The 22,148-nt window shown below is 71.7% G+C and carries 18 protein-coding genes, 1 tRNA gene and 1 pseudogene; 6 read left to right on the top strand and 14 right to left on the bottom strand.

Annotated features, from left to right (window positions below):
• The first annotated feature begins 179 nt into the window (after window positions 1–179).
• From D1369_RS26640 to D1369_RS26630, 4 genes are read left to right on the top strand one after another with little or no spacing between them, the layout of a single operon-like run.
• On the top strand, window positions 180–3,386 hold the full coding sequence (locus D1369_RS26640) for an FtsX-like permease family protein (protein ID WP_162951075.1): 3,207 nt from the start codon (window positions 180–182) through the stop codon (window positions 3,384–3,386).
• Window positions 3,379–6,159, top strand: coding sequence for an ABC transporter permease (locus D1369_RS26635; RefSeq protein WP_118082642.1), 2,781 nt, complete (start codon window positions 3,379–3,381; stop codon window positions 6,157–6,159). Before D1369_RS26640 ends, D1369_RS26635 begins: the two co-directional genes overlap by 8 nt.
• The gene (locus D1369_RS43090) at window positions 6,156–6,299 is read left to right on the top strand and encodes a hypothetical protein (RefSeq protein ID WP_158680124.1); all 144 of its coding nucleotides are present in this window, start codon (window positions 6,156–6,158) and stop codon (window positions 6,297–6,299) included. Before D1369_RS26635 ends, D1369_RS43090 begins: the two co-directional genes overlap by 4 nt.
• A complete protein-coding gene (locus D1369_RS26630) occupies window positions 6,296–7,252 on the top strand; it encodes an ABC transporter ATP-binding protein (RefSeq protein WP_007382101.1) in 957 nt (318 codons plus the stop codon). The genes D1369_RS43090 and D1369_RS26630 overlap by 4 nt, the downstream gene beginning before the upstream one ends.
• Before the next feature lie 7 nt (window positions 7,253–7,259).
• Here the strand turns inward: D1369_RS26630 and D1369_RS26625 are convergent, their stop codons facing one another.
• From D1369_RS26625 to ettA, 3 genes are read right to left on the bottom strand one after another with little or no spacing between them, the layout of a single operon-like run.
• Window positions 7,260–7,928: a hypothetical protein gene (locus D1369_RS26625; RefSeq protein WP_118082641.1), complete on the bottom strand. Its 669-nt coding sequence runs from the start codon at window positions 7,926–7,928 to the stop codon at window positions 7,260–7,262.
• Window positions 7,925–8,338, bottom strand: a complete 414-nt coding sequence (locus D1369_RS26620; protein WP_118082640.1) for a thioesterase family protein — start codon at window positions 8,336–8,338, stop codon at window positions 7,925–7,927. The genes D1369_RS26625 and D1369_RS26620 overlap by 4 nt, the downstream gene beginning before the upstream one ends.
• 6 nt (window positions 8,339–8,344) lie before the next feature.
• Entirely contained in the window at window positions 8,345–10,009 is a 1,665-nt protein-coding gene (gene ettA, locus D1369_RS26615; RefSeq protein WP_118082639.1) for an energy-dependent translational throttle protein EttA, read from the bottom strand.
• Between the two features lie 288 nt (window positions 10,010–10,297).
• Between ettA and D1369_RS44010 the strand changes: the two are divergent.
• Window positions 10,298–10,660 (top strand): annotated as a pseudogene (locus D1369_RS44010) (hypothetical protein); the annotation flags it as partial.
• On the opposite strand, the gene D1369_RS26605 reads toward D1369_RS44010, so the two are convergent.
• The 6 genes from D1369_RS26605 to D1369_RS26580 all read right to left on the bottom strand — a co-directional run bounded on the left by D1369_RS26605 (window position 10,656) and on the right by D1369_RS26580 (window position 17,943).
• A complete protein-coding gene (locus tag D1369_RS26605) occupies window positions 10,656–11,099 on the bottom strand; it encodes a cytidine deaminase (RefSeq protein WP_007382104.1) in 444 nt (147 codons plus the stop codon). The pseudogene D1369_RS44010 and the gene D1369_RS26605 sit on opposite strands and share 5 nt — an antisense overlap.
• Before the next feature lie 544 nt (window positions 11,100–11,643).
• The gene (locus D1369_RS26600; protein ID WP_007382105.1) at window positions 11,644–12,006 is read right to left on the bottom strand and encodes a hypothetical protein; all 363 of its coding nucleotides are present in this window, start codon (window positions 12,004–12,006) and stop codon (window positions 11,644–11,646) included.
• A gap of 32 nt (window positions 12,007–12,038) precedes the next feature.
• Window positions 12,039–13,451 (bottom strand): TQXA domain-containing protein, encoded by a 1,413-nt coding sequence (locus tag D1369_RS26595; protein WP_007382106.1) that lies wholly within the window; start codon window positions 13,449–13,451, stop codon window positions 12,039–12,041.
• A gap of 282 nt (window positions 13,452–13,733) precedes the next feature.
• A complete protein-coding gene (locus D1369_RS26590; protein WP_007382107.1) occupies window positions 13,734–14,195 on the bottom strand; it encodes a single-stranded DNA-binding protein in 462 nt (153 codons plus the stop codon).
• A gap of 196 nt (window positions 14,196–14,391) precedes the next feature.
• Complete coding sequence (locus tag D1369_RS26585; RefSeq protein WP_037900067.1) at window positions 14,392–16,332, bottom strand: YfjP family GTPase; 1,941 nt, start codon at window positions 16,330–16,332, stop codon at window positions 14,392–14,394.
• 3 nt (window positions 16,333–16,335) lie between these two features.
• Window positions 16,336–17,943 (bottom strand): dynamin family protein, encoded by a 1,608-nt coding sequence (locus D1369_RS26580; RefSeq protein WP_007382109.1) that lies wholly within the window; start codon window positions 17,941–17,943, stop codon window positions 16,336–16,338.
• 323 nt (window positions 17,944–18,266) lie between these two features.
• Between D1369_RS26580 and D1369_RS26575 the strand changes: the two genes are divergently transcribed.
• Window positions 18,267–18,339 (top strand) — tRNA-Arg (locus D1369_RS26575).
• A 178-nt stretch (window positions 18,340–18,517) separates the two neighbouring features.
• Here D1369_RS26575 and D1369_RS26570 read toward each other — a convergent pair.
• Genes D1369_RS26570 through D1369_RS26550 form a run of 5 tightly spaced genes read right to left on the bottom strand, consistent with a single transcriptional unit; the run spans window position 18,518 to window position 22,082 of the window.
• Complete coding sequence (locus D1369_RS26570; protein WP_007382110.1) at window positions 18,518–19,912, bottom strand: site-specific integrase; 1,395 nt, start codon at window positions 19,910–19,912, stop codon at window positions 18,518–18,520.
• Window positions 19,912–20,109, bottom strand: a complete 198-nt coding sequence (locus D1369_RS26565; protein ID WP_007382111.1) for a helix-turn-helix domain-containing protein — start codon at window positions 20,107–20,109, stop codon at window positions 19,912–19,914. The genes D1369_RS26570 and D1369_RS26565 overlap by 1 nt, the downstream gene beginning before the upstream one ends.
• Complete coding sequence (gene repSA, locus D1369_RS26560; protein WP_007382112.1) at window positions 20,106–21,473, bottom strand: replication initiator protein RepSA; 1,368 nt, start codon at window positions 21,471–21,473, stop codon at window positions 20,106–20,108. The genes D1369_RS26565 and repSA overlap by 4 nt, the downstream gene beginning before the upstream one ends.
• Window positions 21,466–21,879: an ASCH domain-containing protein gene (locus tag D1369_RS26555; protein WP_007382113.1), complete on the bottom strand. Its 414-nt coding sequence runs from the start codon at window positions 21,877–21,879 to the stop codon at window positions 21,466–21,468. The genes repSA and D1369_RS26555 overlap by 8 nt, the downstream gene beginning before the upstream one ends.
• Window positions 21,876–22,082, bottom strand: coding sequence for a hypothetical protein (locus tag D1369_RS26550; protein WP_007382114.1), 207 nt, complete (start codon window positions 22,080–22,082; stop codon window positions 21,876–21,878). The genes D1369_RS26555 and D1369_RS26550 overlap by 4 nt, the downstream gene beginning before the upstream one ends.
• Between the last annotated feature and the right edge of the window lie 66 nt (window positions 22,083–22,148).

Genomic DNA, 22,148 nt, shown 5'->3' with positions numbered 1-22,148 from the left:
TCGTTGAGTGTCGGATTCCGGTCGCTTTCCGGTTGACCGGCACCGGATTCCGGTCACAATCCGGTCAAGCCGTCGCTACAAGCGCTTACCCGTGACTGTCCCCTCTGACATCCTCGCCAAAGATCTGGCACAACACGGCGGGGGGCCGGGTGACGGGGTTCGGGGGAATCGCACGTTTGGTGTTTCTGCGTGCGCGGGCGCACCGGCTGCTGCTCGCCGCCGCGTTGCTCACGGTCCTGCTCACCACGGCGGTCCTCGCGACCCTCACCGCCTACTCCGGCGCGATCGGTGACGCGGCCCTGCGCCACTCCCTCGACGACCCGCGCAACGCCGCCGACACCGCGCTGGTCGTCAAGGCCGACGTACCCGAGGACCGCCGTACGGCCGCCGACACCGCCGTACGCAAGGTGGCGCGGCAGACCTTCGACGGGCTGCCGGTGAGAGTGCGGACGTCCCTGCGGTCGGGCCCGTACGCGCTGCCGCGGTCGCTGCAGCCCGAGTCGGCACGGTCCGGGGACCCGGATCTGACCCACTTCGCGGCCCTGGACCGCAGCCGTCTGCGGCTGGTCGAGGGGCGGCTGCCCCGGCCGGCCCGGGGGCTGGTCGAGGTGGCGCTCCCGCAGACCGCCGCCCGCGCCCTCCACCTCGGCCCCGGCGCCCGTTTCACCCTCACCGACCGGCTGCGCGGCCCGGCGGTGCGGGTCACCGTGACCGGCCTGTACCGGCCCGTCCGCACGGACGACTCGTACTGGCTCCTCGACGACCTGCGCGGGCGGGGCATCAACAAGCTCGACTTCACGACGTACGGCCCCCTGCTCGCCGATCCCGCGGTCCTGACCGACGGGACGGTGAGCGTCGGGACGTCGGGGTGGGTGGTGTCGGCCGACTTCGCGACGGTGACGACCGCACGCTCGGACGCGCTGCGGAAGTCGGCCGTCGCGGGGAACGCGGCGCTGCGCAAGGAGCCCTCCCTCGACGGTGCCACGACCGCCTCGACCTCGCTCCCCGAGGTCCTCGACCGCACCGACCGCTCCCTGCTCGTCTCCCGCTCGACCCTGCTGATCGTCGCCCTGCAACTGATGCTCCTCGCGGGCTGCGCCCTGCTGCTGGTGGCGGGGCTGCTGAGCAGCGAACGCACCGGCGAGAGCCGGCTGCTGCTGGCCCGCGGCTCCTCGCGTGCCCGGATCGCGGGCCTCGCCGCCCTGGAGGGAGCGCTGCTCGCGGTGCCCGCTCTGCTGTGCGCGCCGCTGCTGGCGGCCCCGTTGACCCGGATGCTGGCCTGGCGGGGACCGCTGGCCCGGATCGGGCTGCACCTGGAGGTGCCGTCGGACGGGCGGCCCGCGGTGTGGCTGGTGGCGGGGGCGGTGGCGTTCGGGTGCGCGCTGGCGGTGACCCTGCCCGCGCTGACCTCATCCTTCGCGCGCGGCCGGGCCCGGACGCTGCCCGGTGCGGTGCGCTCGGGCGCGGACCTGGGGCTGCTGGCCGTGGCCGGGGTGGCGTACTTCCAGCTCAGCCGTCAGACCTCCGGTGCCGTGTCCGACGACACCTCCGGCACGCTGGGGGTGGATCCGCTGCTGGTGGCGGCACCCGCGCTCGCGCTGCTGGCCGGGACCGTCCTGACGCTGCGGCTGCTGCCGCCGCTGGCCCGGCTCGCCGAACGCCGGGCGACCGGCGGCCGCGGGCTGACCGCGGCCCTGGCGGGCTGGCAGATCGCCCGCCGCCCGATGCGCGGGGCGGGCCCGGTGCTGCTGCTGGTCCTCGCGATGGCGCTGGGCATGCTGGCCATCGGGCAGGGCGCGTCCTGGAACCGTTCGCAGTCCGACCAGGCGGACTTCCGTGCCGGAGCGCCGGTGCGGGTGCTGACCTCCGGGAACGCGAGCCTCGGCCGCACCGAGCAGTACGCGGCCGTCGCGGGCGTACGGCAGACCGCCCCCGCCGCCCGGTCCGAACTGCCGCTGTCCGGCAGCCGGTCGGCGACGGTGCTGGCGCTGGACACCTCGCGCGCCTCGGTGCTGATCCGTCCCGACCTGCACTCCGGACCGTTGCTCCAGGGTCTCGGCCCCAATGGCGCGATCGCGGGGGTGAAGGTGCCCGCGGGCACGGCCCGGCTGCGGCTGACGGCCACCCTGCACAGCTCGGTCCCGAGCACGACGGGACAGGTCGCCGTCACCCTGGTGGACGCCTACGGCACCCCCTACCGGCTCCCGGCCGGACAGCTCTCCGCCGACGGCCGGCCCCACCCGCTGGACGTCTACGTGGCCGGGGGCCCGCTGACCCTCACCACCCTGGACCTGGTCGTCACCGTCCCGAGCGGCAAGGCCGACCGACAGCGCCTCACCGTCACCGAGTTGACGACCACGGACACCGAAGGGACGGGACGGCGGCTCGCGTCGCCGACCGACTGGCGGGCCGACTCACAGACCGACTCGCAGACCGACGGGATGAGTGCCACGCCGGACCCCAAGACCAAACCCACCACCCCTCGCATGAGTTCGGGACCCGGGGGGCTGAGCGTGGACTACGGCACCGGGTTCATCCCAGGGGACGACGTCTGGAGCTCGGGGCTGCTGACGGTCCACCTGGAGGCACCGCAGCCGAAGGCCGCCAGGATCACGGCCGTCGCCACCGAGAGCTTCCTCGCCTCGACGGGCGCGTCCGTCGGGGACAGCCTGGACGTGCCGCTGAACGGAGAGACGGTACCGGTGCGGATCGTGCGCGTGATACGGGAGTTGCCCACCGTCTCGGACGACGGCGGGGCGCTGCTGATCGATCTGCGGACCGTGAACCGGGAGTTGCAGGAGGAGTCCGGCCGCGCTGTGGAGCCGACCGAATGGTGGCTGTCGACGGAGCCCGGCGCGTCGGGCAGGGTCGCGGCGGCGCTGCGGGCCCGGCCCGACATGGACCCCGCTCAGGTCGTGGTGCGGGACGAACTCGCCGGGCAGCTGCGCGACGACCCGTTCGGCGCGGGTCCCGAGGCCGCGTTCGCCGCGGCGTCCGCGGTGGCGGCGGCGCTGGCCGCGGTCGGGTTCGCGGTGAGCGCGGCGGGGTCCCTGCGGGAACGCGGCGCGGAGTTCGCCGTACTGCGCGCCCTGGGGGCCCCGAGGCGCCGGCTGGCCCGGGCGGTCGCCGTGGAACAGGGCGTCCTGGTGGTGCTCGCGCTGCTGGTGGGCGCGCTGCTGGGCACGGCGTTGACCCGGGCGGTGGTGCCGCTGATCGTGCTGACGGACGAGGCGACCAGACCGGTCCCGCGGGTCCTGGTCCAGCTACCGCTCCCGCAGGCGGCCGCGCTGCTGGCGGCGGTGGCCCTCGCCCCGCTCCTGGTGACGGCGGCGCTGGCGCTGCGGCGGGCGGATCCGGCGCGGGCGCTGCGTGAGGGGGGTGAGTGAGGTGAGGTTCTTCAGGAAGAGCGGGCCGGAGGCCTCCGGCCCGACCGTGCCCTGGGTGCGCACCCGGCTGCGGACCGCGCCCGGCACCGCGTTCTGGCTCGCGCTGCTGGTCGCGCTGACGGCGTGCCTGGCGGCCGCGTTCCCCCGCGCGGTCGACCGCTACGAGGACTCCGGGCTGCGCCGGGCCGCCGAGCAGGCCCGCCCCGACCGGACAAGCGTCGAGGTGTACGCCCCGCCGCCGTCCATGATGCTCACCCCGCACGAGCGGGAGGACGTCCTCCGCCCCCGCCTGCTGGCCCGGCAGTACGCCCAGGTCCGTGCCGAGGTCCCGCGCGCGCTCGCCCTCGACCCGGACCAGTCGACGTACGGCGTGCGCACCACCCAGGACATCCCGGTACCGGACCCGTGGCTGCCGAGGCCCACCGGCAAGCCCGCGGAGGTGACCCTGGTCGCCCAGGCGGGCCTCGGCGCCCACGCCTCGATCGCCCGGGGACGGCTGCCGCGCGCGGACGCGGACGTGACCGCCGCGGCACCGGAGCTGGAGGCCGCGGTCACCGTGGAGACCGCCAAGTCACTCCACATCAAGGTCGGTTCGGTGATCCACGTGCCCGCCACCGGCCGCACGCTCCCCGTCCGGATCACGGGCCTCGTCACCCCGCACGACCCGAAGGGCGCCTACTGGTCCACCGTGTCCATCCTGCGCACCCCGGCCCTGGTCCGCGAGCCCTTGCCGTCCGTGGACATGCACTGGCTCGGCGCCCTGCTCATCGCCCCCGAGGGGGCCTCGGTCCTGCTGGCCACCCCGGGACGCCCGGAGCGCTACTGGCAGTTGGCGCCCTCCGAGGAGGTTCTCCGGGCCCGTGACGCCCCGGCCCTGCGGTCCGCCCTCGCCTCCCTGGAGGCCGGTCCGGCCCTGCGGAAGGTGCGCCTGAAGATCGACGGTCCGGTGACCGAGCTGACGCAGATCACCGGCCAGACCGAGGTCCTCACCGACCTCGACGAGGTGCTCATCGCCTACGACCGGTCCCGCGAGTCGGTCGCCCCGCTCGTCGCGGTCGCCGCGGTCGGCACCGGCACGGTCGCCGCCGTCGTGCTCCTGATGGCGGGCGGCCTCACCGCCGACCGCCGCCGCAGCGAACTCGCCCTGCTGAGGGCCCGGGGCGCTTCCCTGCGGGGTCTGACGGCCCGCCTGTTCGCCGAGACGGCGGTCGTCGCCGTCCCGGCGGGCGCCCTGGGCCTGGCCGCCGCGCTGGTCGCGGTCCCCGAGGGCCGCTTCCGGTACGCGATCGTGGCCGCCGTGGCGGTCACCGCCGTCACCTGCGCGGCCCTCCCCCTGCGCGCGGCGGCCGCCCACCGCGTGGTCCGCGTCCACACCGGCCGCGAGGACATCTCCGCCGTACGACCGTCCCGGCGCCGTACGGTCGCCGAGCTGACCCTGCTGGTGCTGGCGGCCGCGGCGGTGGAGTCGCTGCGCCGGCGCGGCACGTCGGGCGCTTCCGACGACCTCGTCTCCCTGGCACCCGTGCTGGTGGGCGTGATCGCCGCCCTGGTCCTGGTCCGCCTGTACCCGCTGCCGCTGCGGGGCCTGGCCCGCCCGGCCGCCCGCCTGCGCGGTGCCCTCGCCCATCTGTCCCTGGCCCGGGCCGGCCGCACCTCGGCCTCCGCCGTCCTGCCGCTCCTCGCCCTGTTGACCGCCCTGACCACGGCGGCCTTCGGCGGCTCGGTCCTGGCGGGCGTGCAGGAGGCCCGCGACCACGCGTCCCTCCTCGCGACCGGCGCCGACGCGCGCGTGGAGACGGCGACGCCGCTCCCGTCGGGGCTGCCGGACCGGCTGCGCAGGTCACCGGGGGTGAGCGACCTGTCCGCGGTGAGCGTCACCGACGACGCGGAGCCGGAGAACGGAGCACAGTCGGTGCCTCTGGTCGGGGTGCACCCCGCGGACTACGCGGCACTGTCGTCCCGGACGGACATCGGTGCCTTCGCGGCGGCCCGGTTGCCGGCCCGGGCCGTCGGCGGTACGACCCCGGCCCTGGCCTCCACGGCCACCGCCCGGACGTACGGCACCCGTCCCTTCCCGGTCCTCCTCCCGGACGGCAGCTCGCTCACCGTCCGCATCACCACCGTCCTGGACCGCACGCCGGCGGTGCGGGGCTCGGACTTCCTGATCGTGAACCGCGAGGCGCTGAGCCCGGCGCTGGCACGGCCGACGACTCTGCTGCTGACGGGGAAGGGCCTGGACGGGGCCGCTCTGCGCAAGGCGGCCCCCAAGGCGGCGTCCGTGCACCTGAGGTCCGAGGAGCGGGAGCGTTACGTCGACTCCCCCCTCCAGACCGGCGCGGAAGGCGTCTACGCCACGGCGGTGGCGGCCGGCACCGGATACGCGGTCCTGGCCCTCCTCCTGGCCCTTCTGCGCACGGCCCCCGAACGCACGGCCCTGCTGGCCCGCCTGCGCACGATGGGCCTGACCCGGGCGTCGGGCCGCCGCCTGCTGGTCCTGGAGTCCCTGCCCCAGGCGATCCTGGCGGCCCTGGGCGGCACCCTCACGGGCTGGGCCACCATCCGCCTGCTGTCCCCGGGCATCGACCTGACGGCCATCGCCCTCCCCACGACCGAACACGACGCGGCGGGAGCGGAGTTGCGCACGGACGCCCTCTCCCTGGCGATACCGGCGACGGCCGTGCTGCTGCTGGCGGTGGCGATGGGGATCGGCCAGGCGTGGTGGTCGGGCAGACGGGGCTCGGTGCGGGAGTTGAGAGCGGGGGACGCGAGATGAGCGACTTCGTCAGCCTCAGCCTCAACCTCAACCGCGGTCGCTCAGGCCGCTACGGCGACTCCCCGGCCGAGGAGGCCGGCAGCCGCCCGACGACACAGCGCGGCACATCGACAGGCGCCCTCACAGGAGACGGCCAGTGACCACGAACCCCACCCTCACCGACCTCGCCCGCAAGGCGACCGAGGCCCGCTCCCGCCCCACCTACGGCCACGACGCCCTGATCACCTGCGACCGGCTCGTCCGCGTCTTCACCACGGACGGCGTGGAGGTCCAGGCCCTCCAGGGCCTCGACCTGCTCGTCCGGGAGGGCGAACTCCTGGCCCTGGTGGGCGCGTCCGGCAGCGGCAAGTCCACCCTCATGAACATCCTCGCCGGCCTGGACACCCCCACCGCCGGTGCGGCCAGGGTCGCGGGCCACGACCTCCTCACCATGACCGCGAAGGACCGTCTGGCCTACCGGCGCCGGACGGTCGGCTTCGTCTGGCAGCAGACCTCCCGCAACCTGCTGCCCTACCTCACCGCGGCCCAGAACATCACCCTCCCCATCCAGCTCTCCGGCTCCCGGACGCCCCGCCGCGCCCACACCGAACGCGCCCTGGAACTCCTGGAGTTGCTGGAGGTGGCCGACTGCCGCAACCGCCGCCCCCACCAGATGTCGGGCGGCCAGCAGCAACGCGTGGCGATAGCGGTGGCGTTGGCCAACAGCCCGTCAGTCCTGCTGGCCGACGAACCTACGGGCGAACTCGACTCCCACACCGCGGAACAGATTTTCGCCGCGTTCCGCACCGCCAACGAACAGCTCGGCACGACGATCGTCATCGTCACCCACGACCAGGCGGTGGCGGGAGAGGTCCGGCGCACGGTGGCCATCCGGGACGGCCGTACCTCCACGGAGGTCCTGCGCCGCAGCCAGGTGGACGCGACGACCGGCCACGAGACGCTGGTGGCGAGGGAGTACGCGATGCTCGACCGCGCAGGCCGCCTCCAGCTCCCGAAGGAGTACACCGAGGCGCTGGGCATGCGCGACAGGGTCGCGCTGGAACTGGAGCCCGACCACATCGGCGTATGGCCGGACGACAGCGACCGGGACTGACAGCCGATCAGCGCACGCTGACGCCGAGGGTCCCAAGTCCCCCTTGGCGTACGGCGATCGAGCCGTACGGGGTACGCAACCGCAGCCAGGCGCCCGACGCGAAGAGCGCCACGTCGCCACCGGGCCGCAGGAATCCGAGCGACTGGGCCGCGTGCACGGCCCGCACGGGCAGCCGGGTGTTCCCCACGGTCCGGGACCAGATCTCCCGCCCGATCCGGTCGAGTTCGGCCCGGGTACGTGCCTCGGAGTCCAACTCCTCGGTACGGGACCGGAATTCGGCGACCCCGGAGTGGACGAGCGCCCGCAGCTCCTCCGGCCGCGGCAGTCCGGGCACCGCCTGCCATCCGCCGCGCGGCGGCAGCACTCCGGCCCACGGCGGCCCGGTCACCGCCGCCGGTACGACGGCCGTACCCGCGCCCTCGTCCAGGGACTCCAGCAACTCCCCTGCGGACACGGTCACGTCGAGCGTGACGTCGAGCCCGTTCTCGTACGGCTTGGCGAGCCGTACCGCCCGGATCGCCAGCACCTCGAAGGACGGCGGGCGCCCGAAGACGGCGAGCGCGGTGCCGGTCCCCTGGAGCCGTACCGCGGCCGAGCGGTCGTAGTGGAGCAGCCGGGAGAGGAAGGCGGCGAGATCCGCGGCCTCCCCCTCGTCGGCCAGGTGGAGCACCGTCATGCGGCGACGGCCTCCTCCTCGTCGTCGTCCCGGTACCCCTCCAAGAACTCCCGTTCCTCAGAGGTGATCCGGCGCGGCCGCTGCGCCTCGAAGTCGAACGGAACGACCACCGTGGAGGCCCGTACATAGACCAGGTCGTCGTCCTTCACCTCGTAGGTGATGGTGAAGGACGCGGCCCTGATCTCCGTGATCCACAGCTCGATGTCCACCGGGTGGTGCCGGTGGACGAGCTGCCGCTTGTAGTCGATCTCGTGGCGCGCCACCACCGACCCCTGCTTGAAGTCCTTTTCCGGGCGGAACAGGAAGTCGATACGGGCTTCTTCCAGGTAGCGGATGAAGACCGCGTTGTTGACATGGCCGTAGGCGTCCATGTCCGACCAGCGCAGGGGACAGCGGTAGACGTAGCGCAAGATCGATCAGCCCCGGGTCAGCTTCTTGTAGGTGGCACGGTGCGGACGGGCGGCGTCCGGCCCGAGCCGCTCGATCTTGTTCTTCTCGTACGACTCGAAGTTGCCCTCGAACCAGAACCACTTGGACTCGCCCTCGTAGGCGAGGATGTGGGTGGCGACCCGGTCCAGGAACCACCGGTCGTGGGAGACGACCACGGCCGCACCAGGGAACTCAAGCAGCGCGTTCTCCAGCGAACCGAGGGTCTCGACGTCGAGGTCGTTGGTCGGCTCGTCGAGGAGCAGGAGGTTGCCGCCCTGCTTGAGGGTGAGCGCGAGGTTCAGACGGTTGCGCTCACCGCCGGAGAGCACACCGGCCGGCTTCTGCTGGTCCGGGCCCTTGAAGCCGAAGGCCGAGACGTAGGCCCGGCTCGGCATCTCGACCTGGCCGACGTTGATGTAGTCGAGCTCGTCGGAGACGACCGCCCACAGCGTCTTCTTCGGGTCGATGTTCGCGCGGCTCTGGTCGACGTACGAGATCTTGACCGTGTCGCCGACCTTGATGGTGCCGGAGTCCGGCTCCTCCAGGCCCTGGATCATCTTGAAGAGGGTGGTCTTGCCGGCGCCGTTCGGGCCGATGACGCCGACGATGCCGTTGCGCGGCAGCGTGAAGCTCAGGTCGTCGATCAGGACCTTGTCGCCGAAGCCCTTGGTGAGGTTGGAGACCTCGACGACGATGCTGCCGAGCCGCGGGCCCGGCGGGATCTGGATCTCCTCGAAGTCCAGCTTCCGCATCTTGTCGGCCTCGGCGGCCATCTCCTCGTACCGCGCGAGACGGGCCTTGGACTTGGCCTGGCGCCCCTTGGCGTTCGACCGCACCCACTCCAGCTCTTCCTTGAGCCGCTTGGCGCGCTTGGCGTCCTTCGCACCCTCGACCTTGAGACGGGTCTGCTTGGTCTCCAGATACTTGGAGTAGTTGCCCTCGTAGCCGTGCAGGCGGCCGCGGTCGACCTCGCAGATCCAGCCGGCGACGTTGTCCAGGAAGTACCGGTCGTGGGTCACGGCCACGATGGTGCCGTCGTACTTCGCGAGGTGCTGCTCCAGCCAGTTCACCGACTCGGCGTCGAGGTGGTTGGTGGGCTCGTCGAGAAGCAGCAGGTCAGGAGCCTCCAGCAGCAGCTTGCACAGCGCCACGCGGCGGCGCTCACCACCGGAGAGGTTGGTGACGGCCCAGTCGCCGGGCGGGCACCCGAGCGCGTCCATGGCCTGCTCCAGCTGAGCGTCGAGGTCCCACGCGTTGGCGTGGTCGAGCTCCTCCTGCAGCTTGCCCATCTCGTCGAGCAGCGCGTCGGAGTAGTCCGTGGCCATGAGCTCGGCGATCTCGTTGAACCGGTCGAGCTTGCCCTTGACCTCGGAGACGCCTTCCTGGACGTTCTCCAGGACGGTCTTCTCCTCGTTCAGCGGCGGCTCCTGAAGCAGGATCCCCACGGTGTAACCCGGCGACAGGAAGGCATCGCCGTTCGACGGCTGCTCCAGCCCCGCCATGATCTTCAGAATGGTCGACTTACCGGCTCCGTTCGGGCCGACCACACCGATCTTCGCGCCAGGCAGGAAGTTCAGCGAGACGTCGTCAAGGATGACCTTGTCGCCGATTGCCTTGCGCGTCTTGCGCATGGTGTAGATGTACTCAGCCAAGAGAAACCGTCCGGCAGCTTGAAATCTGGCAGTGGGCAGATACACCCCATCTTGCCTGAGGTCCAGCCTTGGGTGGTAACCCGTTTGGCTGGGGCCCTGTGACCTGGGGGTTCGTGGCTGACAGCCGTGGCTCAACTGTCACTGTTGGTCATCGTTGCGTGGCCTCGGGGAGCGTCGGACGGCCCAGAGACGGCCCAGCCCGAGGGTGCCGCTCCCCTACCGCGCCGGGCTCTCGTGCCGCCGTGACAAGCGCAGCGGAGCGCCCCCTCCTTTTCCTCGACGCCGGTCGATCAGGGGAACCCATTGCTGAAACGGCTCGACCCTGGAATCGGCGCGCGTCTCATGGCCCTGGACTGCCGCCTCATATGGGCCACGACCTGGATGGAGGAAGCGAACGAGACCGTCGCCCCACGCATCGGACTGTCGAAGCCGCCCGGGCTGGAGTGGCCGGACGTCTGCACTGAGGAAGGCCCGCGCGGCCTGCACTGGGAAACCCGTCCCCTGGTTCTGCGGGCCAACGGCCAGCCGTTCATCTGGGTCGACGACGAGATCAGCGCCATGGATCGCCAGTGGGTCGCCGCCAGCCACCCTGGGTCGTCGCTGCTCCATCAAGTCGACCCGGCCAAAGGCCTCAAAGACGCCGACTTCACTCTGCATGCTGTATTCCGGAAGGCCACTGTCCGTCAGCGAATTGTCGCCCCCAGTAGTAGGGGTTCACCTCTGCGAGGGTCCGCGCTTCCCACCCAGTCGGGTCATCTTCTTGTGGGACGGCGACTTCCACGGACGGCCCCCAAAGTGCGAGCCGCTCCTGGCAGACACCGCAGGGAGGAAGGATCAGAATCCTGTGGTGCTCCAAGTCCCGGCAGACGCAGGCGGAGGCGACAACGGCGCGGTCCTGCGTATAGGCCTGGATGAATGCCCCGGTCTCCTGACACAGCGCGACCGAGCCGTGCAGGTTGTCGAGGCCAACGCTGGTAAGGATTCCACCGTCGGCTAGCCGAATAGCCGCTGCACCACCCGGCTCATCCAAGCGCCAACGCCTATCCATCAGATCCACGGCAGCATCTATGAGGGCCTGGTCGAGGTTCATGTGGGGAGTCTGGCATGGCCCGTCTCGACTGTAAGTGTGCTTGGCGTGCAATGAGGCGCCCATCAGTTGTTGCTGCGGGCCGTGCTATCCAGCCGTAACCCACCACCCACCCCAACTCCCATCCCGCCCGCCGTCGACCCACACACCGTGGAGCGGGCGTGCCGATGTACGCGCCTGGGCGGCGACTCCGTGTCAGAGCGCTCCGCCGCCGCACCTGAGGACACGTGTGTCCGCGGCCGAGCCGACGCCCTGTACGCCACGCTCGGCGACCTCAGCTCAGGGCTGGACATCGTCCGTTCATGACGAGGCCCATCCCGCCACACCGGCCCCCCGGCCCAGGTGACGATCCCACGCCCTCGACGCCCACCCTCGACATGCGGACCCCGTACACGCCACCCGCCTCACCATCGCGGCCGTGCACGACGAGATCGCCGGGGTCCACGGTCGGCCCGTGACCGCTGCCCCTTCCCCGCCCGAAAAACCGGGACCGCAGCGCGTCCGGACAGGCCCTCGGTCACGCCGACGTCCTGACCGGCGCGCCGGATCAGTCGCCCGTCCCGCGCACGGCCAGCAGCACAGCCGCCCCCACCGCCACCGCCCCCGCCACCCCCGCGGACCGCATCAGCCCCTGGGACGAGCGCCACGACAGCACCGACCACGTCGACTGCGCCGACAGCAGCGACCCCGTGCTCAGCCACGAGCCCGCCGAGATCAGCGACAGGGCCGAGCCGATCGAGCCCACGGACAGGGCGCTGCCGATCGAGCCGACCGAGAGGGCCGAGCCCACGGAACCGATGGACAGCACCGAGCCCACCGAGCCGATCGACAGCACCGAGTCCTGGGACCACAGGGACAGCACCGAGTCGGATGAGGAGTGACGCTCCGGCGATGCGGATGGCTTGGTCATGACGTCATTCTGCCCGTCACCGAGGCGCCTGGTCAGTCCCGCGCCCGGTTCTGCTTCCTGCCGGTGAGGACCAGTGCGGCGCCCCCGATCACGACCAGGGCGATGGCGGTACCGGCGATCAGCGGGGTGGTCGCGGAGCCGCCCGTCTCGGCGAGGTTGACGTCGGTGGTGGGGAGGGCCACCGTGGCGGGGCTGGGCTCGCTGAGGGTCTGGGTCGTGGCGCCGGTCTCGCTGCTGCGGGTGCGGCAGTCGAGGACGCCGGTGAAGCGCTTGGCGAGTCCGTCGGGGCCGGTGATCGTGAAGTCGTACGCCTGGTCCTCCTGGAGGGGGACCGTCACGGTCCGGGACTCGCCGGCCGCGATGGCGTACTCCGTGCCCATCAGCTCGAAGGCGAACTCCTCGTCGCCCTGGTTCACCGCCGTGATGTCCAGGCCGCCCTCGGTGCAGTTCCGCACCGCGGAGAGGGCCGGTACGGCACCCTGCTTCGCCCAGGTCGCGCTCACCGTGGCCGAGACCGTCGACTCGCTTGAGCCGGCGAGGATCTGGGTCTGGCTCCGGCTCTCGGAGGCGAACGCACGGCCGACCGGCACGGTGGTCGAGGCCTGCACGGTCAGGTCGGCCGAACCCCCCGCCGCGTCCTCGGGGACGTCGAAGTAGAGCTCGCTGCCGTTGCTCGCGGAGGTCGCCGGCCTGCCGTCCTTGCCGACGATCCGCACGCCGCTCATGGCCGCGTCCGCCGGCGGGGTGACCGTGGCACCGGCCGCGTTGGTGTGCACCGTCACCGGGCCGAGCAGCTCGCCGGGCCGGCCGGAGACCGCGGGCGGGTCGAGTGTCAGCGACGCCGCCGGCTCCGCGATGTCACGGGCGCTGTTCTCCAAGTAGTCCGCGAGCTTCTCCGCCTGCGGGTCGGCGGCGTCGACGTCCGCGTCGTCCGAGTAGCGCCAGATCGCCACCTGGGTGCCGGCCGCCGCGTCCTGCTCGGTCAGTCCCGCGGCGATACCGGCCTTGGCGGCGAGCTCCGCGAGATCGTTGACCTGGGGGTAGGAGTTCTCCAGGATCCAACGGATCCTGCCCGCATCCTTGTTGGCGCCCAGCGAGGTGCCGCTCCAGTCGGTCTCGTGGTACTTGGCGTCCTTCTGCGTGGGGTTGTAGAGGTCGACGCAGTACGTCTGGAGGGTTCCGCCGCCCTCGACGGACATCTCGAACAGCCCGGCCGACACCTGGAGATCGCCGTCGGTCTCGTGTATCACCGCGTCGCCGTAGGTCTTCAGGCCCCCTATGGTGGCGGTCGCCCCTCTCTGGTTCTGCGCCGCCTCGTCCGCCGACGCCGTGCCGGCGGCGGCCACCGTCGCACCGGCGGCGAGCAGGCCGGAGACGAGCGTGATGGCCGCGAGGCGAGCCGCACCCCGTCCGCGCACGGACAGCGCAGAGAACGCAGAAAACACGGAATTCCCCTTCGAGCAGGCCCCGTTGTCGAGCGGGCTGGTGGTCCCACCAGCAGAATCAGTAGCCCCGGGAGCTGTGTTCGGCATCCTAGGGACGCGGCCGCCCCCCTCTTCCCGGGGATGCGGTCGGAAGATCGATCCGACTCGGAATCGTTATCGCCACGGCCTTCCACCCGTATGGCTTATCGACAAATCGACCGGAGTCATCCGGAACGCATTCGCCGATAAGCCGCACTTCGGTCAGGCGGCGCCGAGATCGGAGCCGCCTCGCCCCCGTCGGCGTCACGTCACCGCGACGGGTTCCTGTCGGTCCGCGGCCTCGCCCGACGGTGTCTCCCAGGCAGGCTCCGGCTGCGTGGTCGACCCCGCGACGGTGTTCTCCGGTCGCTGGGTGCGCCGGAAGGCCGAGGTGCCGCGCGCGAGGTCATGGCCGATCGCCACCGCGTCGATGTCGGCCGAGGTCCAGGCCGACTGCCCCTCACGCGTCTCCGAACGCACCTTCAACCGGCCCTGCACGACCACCGGATCACCCACGTTGATCGACCCGGCCACGTTGGTGGCGAGCTGGCGATTGGCCCACACCGTGAAGAAGTTGGTGTGCCCGTCCGTCCATTCGTTCTTCTCGCGGTCCAGATAGCGCGCCGTCGCCGCCAGCCGGAACCGCACCGACGCACCCGTCGCCAACTCCCGGTACACCGGCTGTGTCGCCACGTTGCCCACCGCGCAGATCATGGTCTCGTTCATCGCTGGAACCCCTCCCGGACATGCGTACGGGCCCGTCCCGTACGGCTGCTGCTGTCTGCGTGCCGACCACGTCACCGCGATCGCCGCGAAGCCAGACTGCCTCCGCCGGGCCGAGCCCGCTGCGCCCTGTGGACCGTCCCCGGGTTGTGGAAAACTCCGCCACCCGAACGAGGGACCCGGTCCACAGGACCGCCCGTCACACCCCGACGACCCTGCCGTACTGCTCCCGAACCTCCCGATAACGCAGCAGCTCCGCCGCGACCGGATCCAGCACCCGCGCCCGTCCGCACCCGGACGCCGCCTCCCGCAACCGCCGTTCCGCCTCCACGCCGTACCGGCGCGCGGGCCCGCGCGCCGCCATCCGGCAGCTCCACTCGACGAGCGGGCCGCCGATGATGCCGGCCACCATCAGCAGCACCGGAACCCCCAGGTTCGGCGCCATGACCCCGACGATCTGGCCCACCAGCCAGAGTCCGCCGGCGACTTGAAGGAGCGTCATGGACGCCTGAGCCAGCACCGCCGCCGGCCACCAGCCCGGACGCGGCGGACGGCCCGGCGGCAGCCCGGCCCTCGCCGTCAGCTCGTCCAGCGCCTCGGGCAGCCCCTGGGAGCCGCGTACGGCCGCCTCACGCACCGCCTGCGCCCACGGCGCGGGCAGTCCCGCCGAGGCCCGGTCGGCGAGCGTCCGTACGGCCTGCTCGACACGCTGCCGCGCGGTCGCCTCCTCGTCGGGGTGGGCGCGCAACGGCAGCCGTCCCGTGGCAGGTTCGCGCCGGTCCTGGTACCAGCGCCACAGCCGCAGCCAGGGCGTCCCGCACGCGCGGTTGGCGTTGCGCAGCCAGGCGCGTTCGGCCGCCTCGCCCGCCGCGGTGGCACCGACCGCGTCCGCGAGCCGGGCGGCGAAGTCGTCGCGCGCCTCCTCGCTCAGCCCGGTGCGCCGGCCCGTCGCGTACACGGGCCGCAGCCGCCAGGCCGCCGCGTCCACGTCGGCCGCGATCCGCCGCGCGGGAGCCCCGCGCTCCGCCACGAACTGACCGAGCGCCTCCCGCAGTTCACCGATGCCGTCCCCGGTGAGCGCCGACAGCGCGAGCACGGTCGCGCCCGGTTCGCCGTACTCCCCAAGGGCGATCCCGTCCTCGTCCAGCAGCCGCCGCAGATCGTCGAGGACCTGCTCGGCGGCCTCCCCGGGCAGCCGGTCGATCTGGTTGAGGACGATGAACATGACCTCCGCGTGGCCCGCCATGGGGCGCAGATAGCGCTCGTGCAGCATCGCGTCGGCGTACTTCTCGGGGTCGACGACCCAGATGACGGCGTCGACGAGCGCCAGGATCCGGTCCACGTGCTCGCGGTGCTGAACGGCCGCCGAGTCGTGGTCGGGCAGGTCGATGAGGACGAGCCCGCGCAACTGTGCCTCCGACTCGGCGCTCTGCAGCGGGCGTCGCCGCAACCGGGGCGGGATGCCGAGCCGTTCGATGAGACTCGCCGAACCGTCGCTCCAACTGCACGCGATCGGCGCGGCGGTGGTGGGCCGGCGTACGCCGGTCTCCGAGATGGCCACTCCGGCGAGCGTGTTGAACAGCTGCGACTTGCCGCTGCCCGTCGCGCCGGCGATGGCGACGACGGTGTGCTGCCCGGAGAGCCTGCGCCGGGCGGCCGCCTCGTCCAGGACCTGGCCGGCCTCGGCGAGCGTCCGGCTGTCGAGCCGGGCCCGCGAGAGCCCGACCAGCTCCCGCAGCGCGTCCAGACGGGAGCGCAGGGGGCCGTCGTACGTGAGCGGGGCCGGGGGTGGGGCGTTGGGACCACGGACCTCCACGGCAGCGGCCTGCTCGGTTTCCGCGGTGACCCGGCGTGCGATGAGCCCGTCGTCCCAGCCGCCCGCGGCGTCGGCGTCGGCGTCGACCGGCCCGTCGGGGGATTCCCCGGCCTCTCCGCGCGCGTGTGCGGGTTCCTCCCGCGCGCGCCGCTGCCCCGCTCCCGCCCGCGCGGGACCGCCCTGTGCACTCTCCACGCGCGTGTGCCCGTCCTTCCCGCCCATGTCCGCGTCGCCCTCCACGGGTTCCTCGACCGTCCCCTCCCCGTTCTCCGGTCCGGCGTCCCCCGCCCGCTCCGTGTGGTCCTGATCCGTGACGGCGGTCATCGGTCACCTCTCCTTCTGCAGTACGGACAGCGCGGCGATGAGTTCGGCCTGGGGTTCGGGGTGTACGTCGAGTGCGTCGAGCGGGGCGAGCCGGCGCTCGCGTTCGGTGTGCACGACCCGGTCGAGGTGCTCGGCGAGCAGCCGTCCGCCCCGGTCGCGCAGCCGCAGGGCCCCGTGGGCGCCGATCCGCTCGGCGAGCCCCTCACCGGCGACCCGCGCCCGGCGTCCGCCAAGGAGTGCGGTGGCGACGAGCGCGGCGACCGTCTCCGGGTCGGGTGCGACCCCGCGGTCGAGGTCGCGGATCTCCTCCTCGGCGTACTCCTCCAGCTCCCGCCGCCAGCGCCGTACGGCCATCCCGATCCGGTGTTCGGCGCTCTCCGCGGTCGGGTCACGGTTCGTCAGTTCCGGCGCGGCCGCGGCCGGTTCACGCCGCCAGGCCTCGTCGGCACGCTCGTCGGCGGCGGCGACCGCGCACAGCAGGAGTGCGCCCAGGCTCTCCACCAGGGCGTCCAGGAGCTCCGCGGCGGTGCAGTCGAGGGGGAAGGCCCGCCAGCGCTTGAGGGCGTCACCCGCGAGCACGGCGCCGGCCTGGAGCCGCCCCCGCACGCGCGCGTACTCGCTGTCGTACGCCCCTTCGACGGCGCTGGTGAGCCGTAGCGCGGCCGCGTACTGGGCGGCGGCCGCGGCGGCCAGCTCGGGCATCCGGGACTTGAGGGAGGCGAGGACACCGTGGGCCGTACGGGCGACGGCGTGCTGCCGGGCCGCGGGGTCCTGCGCCTGGTGGACCAGCCAGGTCCGCAGCGATGCCACGGCGGTGGCCGGCAACAGCCCTCCGCCCCAGGCCGACTCGGGCAGCTCCGGCACCGTGAACCGGGGCACGTCGCCGAGGCCCGCCTTGGCGAGCAGGGCGCCGTACTGCCGCGAGACCTCGGAGACGACCTGGTGCGGCACCCGGTCGAGGACGGTCACGAGCGTGGCGTCGTACTCCTTGGCGGTGCGCAGGAGATGCCAGGGGACGGCGTCGGCGTAGCGGGCGGCCGTGGTGACCATGATCCAGACGTCGGCGGCGCAGATGAGTTCGGCGGCGAGTGTGCGGTTGTCGGCCACCAGGGAGTCGACGTCGGGCGCGTCCAGGAGCGCGAGGCCCGGCGGGAGGGTGTCGGCGGTCTCGACGCGCAGCACGCGCGCGGGGTTCTCGCCGGGCAGCAGGAGTTCGTCGCCGGGCTCGTGGTGGGGCACCCACACGCGGGTGAGGTCGGGCAGTACGCGCATTCCGCTGAACCAGTGATGGTCCTCCGGATGGCAGACCAGCACCGGTGTCCGGGTGGTGGGCCGCAGCACGCCCGCCTCACTCACCCGCCGCCCCACAAGGGAGTTGACGAGGGTCGACTTGCCGGCACCGGTGGAACCGCCCACCACGGCCAGCAGCGGCGCTTCGGGGTCCCTCAACCGGGGCACCAGATAGTCGTCGAGCTGGGCGAGCAGTTCGTCGCGGTTGGCACGCGCGCGTGGGGCCCCCGCCAGGGGCAGCGGGAAGCGTGCGGCGGCGACACGGTCGCGCAGGGCGGAGAGTGCGTCGAGCAGCTGAGGCCGTACGTCCAAGGTCACCACATGTGAAGAATGCCCAATTTTAGGGGAATTCTGAAGCATATGGCTATGTCTGCGCGCCGACCGGACACAAGGGACGGAAGGGACGACTGGGACGCAGGCACAGTCCAGGCATAACGAGTGCACAACACCCGGTGCGCCAGGCGCCAAAAGCGATGCACGATTCGTACCTGCCTGCGATTATCAGGACCGCTTCACTGAACCTCCACATCGAGCCACGGAGGCGAAGCAACAGGGACAAGGTCGCAGGAGCCCTATCCTTGTCCCCGGCAACGTCACGGAACGGCCCACACCCGGGCACCCCAAGACAGAGGCCACCACACCCGGCCCCCGTAGCTCAGTGGATAGAGCAGGCGCCTTCTAAGCGCTTGGCCGCAGGTTCGAGTCCTGCCGGGGGCGCACAGTCTCCGCCCTCCTTCGGGAGGGCGTTTTTGCTGCTCAGAGCGGGTATCGCTCGACACGACGAAGCCCCGGGCACTCCCCTGCCGATCAAGGGAGGACTCCGGGGCTGTCCGGCTGTCACCGGGTTTTTGCGGGTGGCTGTGTCGAATACGTGTCGAAGTTCTTTGGCCGAAGATCAACCAGCGTCGGGCGGCTCGGGGAGGTCGCCGGCGGCTTCAAGTCGCTTCTTCAGGTCCGGCAGTTGTCCGTCGACACACCGGGCGTATGTGGCCAGCAGCACGGGCACACTGTTGCCGGCCCACTCGGCGACCTGCGCGGGTGGGATCCCGTCGTTCAGCCATTTGGTGAGGCGGGTGTGCCGGTTGTCGTACACGCGTTTGCCGGTCGGCGAGTCGAAGACGTGCGGAGCCAAGACCGCCTGACGAGCGCTGCGCCAGGCCCGTCGGATCACGGAGCCCGCGAGGATGCTGCCGTTCTCACCCTGGAAGAGAAGATCACCCGGCTTGAGCCCTTCGTCTTCGATGTGCTGCCGCAGGATGCGCGTCAGCGCGGGATGGCCCGGCACCGTGCGTGTGTCCCCTTCAGCACGGCCCTTGAGGTCGCGCCGTTCGTGAATCTCTCCCGTGTCGGTCCATTGCTTGCCGACTTCGGGAGTCGCGGTGTGGATCATCAGTTCGCACCACTGGTCGTCAGCGTCGACGTCGGGCAGGCGCACGTCCCGCACGCGCATGGCGACAGCCTCTTCGGGGCGCGGTCCGCAGTAGTACAGCGTGGCAAAGAAGGCGTGCAGACGCTTGCCTCCCCGCGGACGCCGACGGATCCAGTCGAGGAGCGCTGCCGCCTGATCGGCGTTCATCAAACTGCGCTTGTCAACGGCGTTGCTGGTCTTGGTGGCTGTCGTCGCCTCCTTGCCCTTGGGGAGGGGGTTGGTCCGCAGGATCCGCCGCCTGATGGCGTACCTCATGACGACGTTGAGGATTCGGCGGTGGCGTTTGCGGGACCACGCTGCCGCCTGCTTGCCGTCGAGCCGCGTGTCCATGGCCCGTAGGACGTCGTCGACCTTCTCCGGGTCCTCCCAGACCGAGACAGGAAGGGAGTTCCGCTCCACCCATCGCAGGATGGCCGCCACGTCCCGCGGAGCATCCGGCCGGCGATTCGCGTTGAACGCCCACTCTCGCAACGCTGTGCGCACGGCCATGGGATCGAACTGGGTGGGCTTGGCGCGGAGCAGGGCAATGGTGGCCGCCGTGAGGGTCTTGGCGGTGTTCTTGCGGCTGTTGCCGCCAAGTTGGGACCAGCGCGCATCGACATACTGAACGGCGAACTTGTACCAGCTCATCGCGGCCGACTTGGAACGGTGGGAGACCGGCAGCCCGGTAGCGATGACGAAGGCTTCGCCCTTGCCCGTGGCTTGGATCAGTTCGGAGCGAAAGCCCTCAGCGAGCGCGACGGTGTCGAAGGGCTCACGCCAGCGCTTACCGGCGACCACCCAGCGCACGGTGTACGTGGTCTTGCGGGCGCCCTTGTACGTGAGGATCTTGTAGATCTTGACGTCGTATGTCGTCTCCATCAGGCGGCGTCCTCACGGTCATCAAGCCAGATGTCGAGGTCGCTCCGCCGTATCCGAAGATCCCCGTTCGGGAGCTTGATACAGCGCGGCGCACGCCTCTTGGCTCGCCAGTCGTAGAAGGTCGAGCGCGAGATCTTCAGCTCTTCACACACCTCAGCGAGGGTGAGCATGTTGCGTGTTCGGAGGGCCGTGGTCATGCTGCGCTCCCTTCGCTGCGCAGAGCTTCGCGGGCGGTTTCGCGGTTGAGGGCGAGGTCGTAGGCAATGGTGGCGGCGAGGGCGGACTCACCAGGGGTGTGGCCGTGGCCGGCGTACCGCCAGTCGGCGAGGACCAGGACGGTGTCCGGCTCGCGAGCGTCGAGGCCGAGGGCGGCGCGTTCTTGGGCGGCGCGATAGTCGGCGCGGGTCTGACGCAGGGCGCCGAGGGTGGTGGAGTAGCGGCGGGATTTGGAGCTGAAGTGGCCGCGGAAGCCGAGCATGTGGGCCCAGGCCCAGAGGCGGCGGTCGGGGTAGAGCGGGTCGAGGTCGCGGCATGCGGTGATCAGACGCCGGGCATGGTCGGAGACGCCATGGCTGTCGAGTTCGGCGAGTTCACCGATGCGCCGGTCGAGGGTGCCGGTGTCCTCGGCAGCCTTGGTGGCGTACTTGGCGATGTAGGCGGCGACCTTCTGCTCGGTGATGTCGTCATCGTCGCCGAACGCCTTCACGGGTTGTACGTCGAGCTTCGTGCCCCACTGGAAGGTGCGGGCGGGTTGGTCGCCGCGAGCCGGGACACTGACGCTCGTGTAGGGGTGTGTGGCGGCGGCGCGGATAGCGTCGGTGAGCAGTTCGGTACTGGCCCAGGAGGGTGGCGGGGAGTCGGGTCCATCAGGTCCGTCGAGCCGGATCACGGCATGGAAGTGGATGGCGCCGCGCTTTTGGAATTCGGCGACCTTGCCGTAGGAGAGCCGGCAGACCTCTTTGAGTTCGCGCTGTGAGAGGCCGGCGCGGGCGGCGATCTCGCGGCGCAGGCGGTTGGTGAAGCGCTGCCACAACTCGCCCGCATGGTTGTTGAACAGCACGGCGGCGGCGTAGTCGTAGGTGTGGAGGTCAAGCGGGGTGCCGATCGCGGGGTCGTCGTCGGGGTGGCGTTGGCCGCAGCGGCAGCGTGCGTGGTCAGGTTGGTTGTGGACGGGCCCGAAGCTGGGTGCTGTGAGGGTTGCGAAGACCCGCGGGTGATCCCGGACGGCGCTGGGGATGTCGCGCTCCGGTGCTCCGGCGAGGCCGGCTCGGATGAGGTGGTAAGTGTCGCCGGCGTAGGTGTAGGCGCAGGAGGGGCAGCGAGAAGCGCGGCGGTTGCCGCACGCGATCCGTAGCCGGCTTCCGGGTTCGTTTTGGGTGCTGTAGTGGTGCAGGACCTCACCGGTGCTCTTGTCGGTGCGGGTGGTCCAACCTTGCAAGTGAATGGGGTCGGCACAGCCTCCGGTGCGGTGGATCTGCTGCTGCCAGCGTTCGAAGTCGGGGGCGGAGGCCACCCGCAACAGGTCGTTGAGGGTGACCGGGTCCATGAGGAGATCAGACACGGGCCGCCTCCCGCACCGAGTCGAGGAGGTCGGGAGTGGGGGTCCACAGACCGCGGGCGCCGGGACAGGGCACCGGCCGGGGCAGGCGGTGAACGTCGCTCAGGTGCCAGTGCCACTGTCCGCGGGCGGACCACAGGGTGCACATGCCGTCGTCCGCGTGGCAGTCGTCGAGGCGGGCCCAGCCCAGGATGGCGCCGATCGGTTGGGGGCGGTTGAGGAAGGGGCGGGCCATGACCGCGTACTTGGCGCTGGGGTCGATGGTGACGCCGGCGTGGAGGAGGATCCAGCCGCGGTAGTCGGTGGACCAGCGGCGGTTTTCGATCCGCTTGGTGCCGTAGGCGATGGCGGAGGCCCAGGGCTGCCACAGAGTCAGTGCCCGCACTTCGGGCCGCTCGAGTGTGGTCATGCGGCCACCACCACACCCGCGGCGGTGAGGCGGCGGCGCAGGGGCAGGGTGCCGGTGCCGTGGCAGGTGCCGCAGTCGACGTGGAGCAGGACGCGGGTGCCGTCGGGGTGGCGGGTGCCGGAGGGTATAGCGGCGGTGGCGAAGCCGTCGCAGTTCGGGCAGATCCGCGCCGGGGTGTGCGGGGCCGGGGTGTGGCCGGTCATGATGGAGGTTCCTTCCGGATCATTGGTTCGGAGTGGGACGGCGCCCGGAGCGGACGAAGTTTGGCG

The organism is Streptomyces sp. CC0208 (assembly GCF_003443735.1).
Classification (GTDB): domain Bacteria; phylum Actinomycetota; class Actinomycetes; order Streptomycetales; family Streptomycetaceae; genus Streptomyces; species Streptomyces sviceus.
The sequence above is the reverse complement of the archived record's forward strand: the minus strand, read 5'-3'. Positions and strand labels throughout refer to the sequence as shown.